This is a genomic window from Methylotenera sp. (assembly GCF_013141425.1).
In the GTDB taxonomy this organism is placed as follows: domain Bacteria; phylum Pseudomonadota; class Gammaproteobacteria; order Burkholderiales; family Methylophilaceae; genus Methylotenera.
Genome location: NZ_JABFRA010000027.1, coordinates 1 through 3,313, shown reverse-complemented (window position 1 = coordinate 3,313; position 3,313 = coordinate 1). Strand labels below are relative to the sequence as shown.

General features: G+C 43.0%; 2 protein-coding genes. Both read left to right on the top strand.

Annotated features, from left to right (window positions below; all coding sequences use genetic code 11):
* On the top strand, positions 1 to 1,933 hold a 1,933-nt coding region (locus tag HOO90_RS02535; protein WP_292839155.1), incomplete at its 5' end, for a cadherin domain-containing protein.
* 502 nt (positions 1,934 to 2,435) lie between these two features.
* Positions 2,436 to 3,313: hypothetical protein (locus HOO90_RS02530; RefSeq protein ID WP_292839153.1), on the top strand; the 878-nt coding region annotated here is incomplete at its 3' end.

The window sequence follows — 3,313 nt, the reverse complement described above, 5'->3', positions numbered from 1 at the left end:
TGGTGACGCTTGGTTGAATGTGCGGATTGCGGTGAGTGGCGTTAATGGCTTAACCAGCATTGACAGCTTGAATGAGATCAAAGCACGCATGCTTTCTGGTGAAATTAATCCTAGTCAATTAAGTATAATGCGCGAAATCTTATATTCAACTACAGCGGCAACTGATATTGACACCGCGGTATATAACGGTAATCAGGCCGATTACACCATTACCTACAATGCCAATGGCTCCATTACCGTAGCCCATACCAATGTGGTGGCTGGCGTGATAGATGACGGTGTGGATACCATACGCAACTTCGAGCGCTTACAGTTTGCAGACAGTGTGTTGGATTTAACTAATGAAGCGCCTGTAATTGCGGGTGGTGATACTGCGACCGTGAGTTTTGCTGAAAATAGTACAGCATCAGTCACAACGATAGTCGCAACTGATGCCGATGTGCCTGCACAAACGCTTTTATATAGCATTAGCGGCGGTGCAGACGCAGGTTTGTTTAACATTGATTCAGCAACAGGTGCGCTCACTTTCGTTAGCACCCCTAACTTTGAAGCACCAACCGATGCTGGCGGTGATAATGTGTACGACGTAGTTGTGCAGGTAACGGATGGCATTGCAACAGATACGCAAACGCTAGCGGTAACTGTGACCAACGTGAATGAGGCTAGAACAGGCTCTATCAATATTGTTAACTACACACCAAGGCCAACTGGCAATGCAAATGCGGTAACCCTTATCGCCACCAACACAATTGCTGACCCAGACGTGCCAGCACTGGTGCCAGGCTATCAATGGCAACAAACTGTGGATAATGGTGTGACCTGGACGGATATCGTTGGAGCGACTAACGCTACGCTGGAAAATCAAAGCAATATTTCGGCGCGCGTAGTTTCAACGTACACCGACCCATTTGGTACAACTACTGTGGCCTCAACTGAAACTGCCCGTGTTGGTAACGGTAACGCCAATATTCTTGCAGCAAACGGTGGCAACGACTTTGTGCTAGGTTTAGGCGGAAACGACACACTTACAGGCAACGCGGGCAACGATGTTGTAGATGGCGGCACAGGCAATGATACGATTAATGCCACAGTCAATGACGGTAACGATACTTACGTTGGTGGTGCAGGTACAGATACTTACAATTTATCAGGCACTGCTACTGGCGCGAATGTTGACTTAACTGCAGGCACAGTTTCTAGTTCACAAACAGGCAATGATACCTTGGCTACTATTGAAAATGTATCAGGCAGTTCAGGTAACGACACCATTAAAGATGGTGCTGGTGCTAGCCAATTATTAGGCAATGGTGGCAATGACACCTTTATCTTAACCGCCGATCTTGCTTCCGATGACATTCGTGGTGGTGCGGGGGTTGATACCGTAGATTATTCAGCGTTATCCACTAATTTAACAGTAACGTTGGATGGTGGAAATGCCGTAACAGTGGCAGGAACAGGCAATGGTTTATTTGGGTTGTTCAATCGTGACCAAATCCGTCAAATTGAAAACTTCATTGGTGGCTCAGGTAACGATAATATTACCGGTGATAATTTAGCCAATGTGTTGTCTGGCGGTCTTGGTAACGATACTCTACGTGGTGGTCAAGGTGCGGATGTGTTGACAGGTGATGTAGGCAATGATGTGTTTGACTTTAATGCTAATAACCAAGCAACGGGCGATCAAATCACTGATTTCCAAGGTGCTGGGGTGGCAGGTGGCGATATTATTGACTTAGCAGGCTTTGCTGGTACCTTTAGCTTCATCGGTACGCTAGCTTTTGATGCCAATGGCACCAATCAGTTGCGCTATGAGTTAGATGGCTTAGGCAACACAGTCGTTCAAATCGATACGAATGGTGATACAGGTTTTGAGTCTTCCATCTTATTGGTCGGGGTGACAAGTGCGCTAATCGCTACAGACTTTGTGTTGTAGTGCTAAGAAACACCACCACTAATTGCCAGTCATATTGGTAGTTAGTGGTGGTAATCAAGTAGTGATTTATGTCAATCGCTCTAAAGTTTTATAGTAATAAGGTTTACTTGTTAGAAAAATAGTAATTTAATATAAGGAGAATCGATTCACTCATCAATTAAATTGTATAAAACCCGCCATTGCAATCCCTACTTTATTTGTAAGTTAAAACCCTACAAATCACTACATAGAAACCCTACCTTTTTTGCGAAAAAATGGGTTTTTGTGATGGAATCCCGAAAATAACTACATAGAAACCCTACTATGTGGCTACTAATAAACCCTACTTAGCCTATACGTACTTTTCCTACGCACCCGAAAGGGCTATTTCGCTAATTTTTCAAACGTTCAATATAGCGACCATCTTGTTAATAAATGTAAAAGTTCCTAGCTTAAATTTTATTTAACAAATTTAGTTTGAATTCACTTTATTGATGTACTGAATTTCTTAGGGAGAAATATCATGGCAACAAATTACACACTGAAACCATATAGCTTTAATTTCCGCGATATGGAGTTTTTAACGAAACAAATTAACTTCCGTCCATTATTTGACGTAAATGGTAATGCACTGATTGCATGGAATGGTACAGGTGCTATAAATGATGTAAATGGCAACCAGATTTGGAATGGCGTTTACGAAGTAGACCTAAACGCCCCAGGAATACACAATGCAGCGGAAGCAATCGCTGCATACGGTCAATCTTACGCTTCATACACTGCTTCCCAAGGTTTGCGTAATGTTAGCGGTGAATTCAATAACCTGTACCTTGAAAATGCTTTATGGGGTGCAAACGACACGCCATTCTTGCAACGCACGCAAGTGATATTTGATCAATACGTTAAACCATTAGCCGCTACTGATGCACATGCATTTTATGCTAAGAAATTTGCTATATCACCAATTCCAGCAAATGCAGACTACACAAAAACTGAAACTTCACCACCACTCGCAAATGTGGTCGATTACACGCCACGTATGATTAGCCAGCTTACTACAACAGCTGGTGCAACTTTTGCAACTGAAGTAGGTGGCACACACTTAATTAAAGATGCCACCAATGGTTTCACACAAGTGGCTAATTACGGTATGTTGGAAACATTAGGCCAACAAGATGCTCAACATTCAAAAAATGAGGATGGCACTCCTAATGATGAATTTTTCGTTGGTGCGATTAACCCGGGCGTATCACCAGTCAATGGCTGGTTTGTATTATTTGGTCAATTCTTTGACCATGGTCTGGACTTTGTCGGCAAAGGTGGTGATGGTACTAAAATTACCATCAACTTATCACAAAATGATCCAATGTATGGCGTAATTGATCCAACGACTGGTCAACC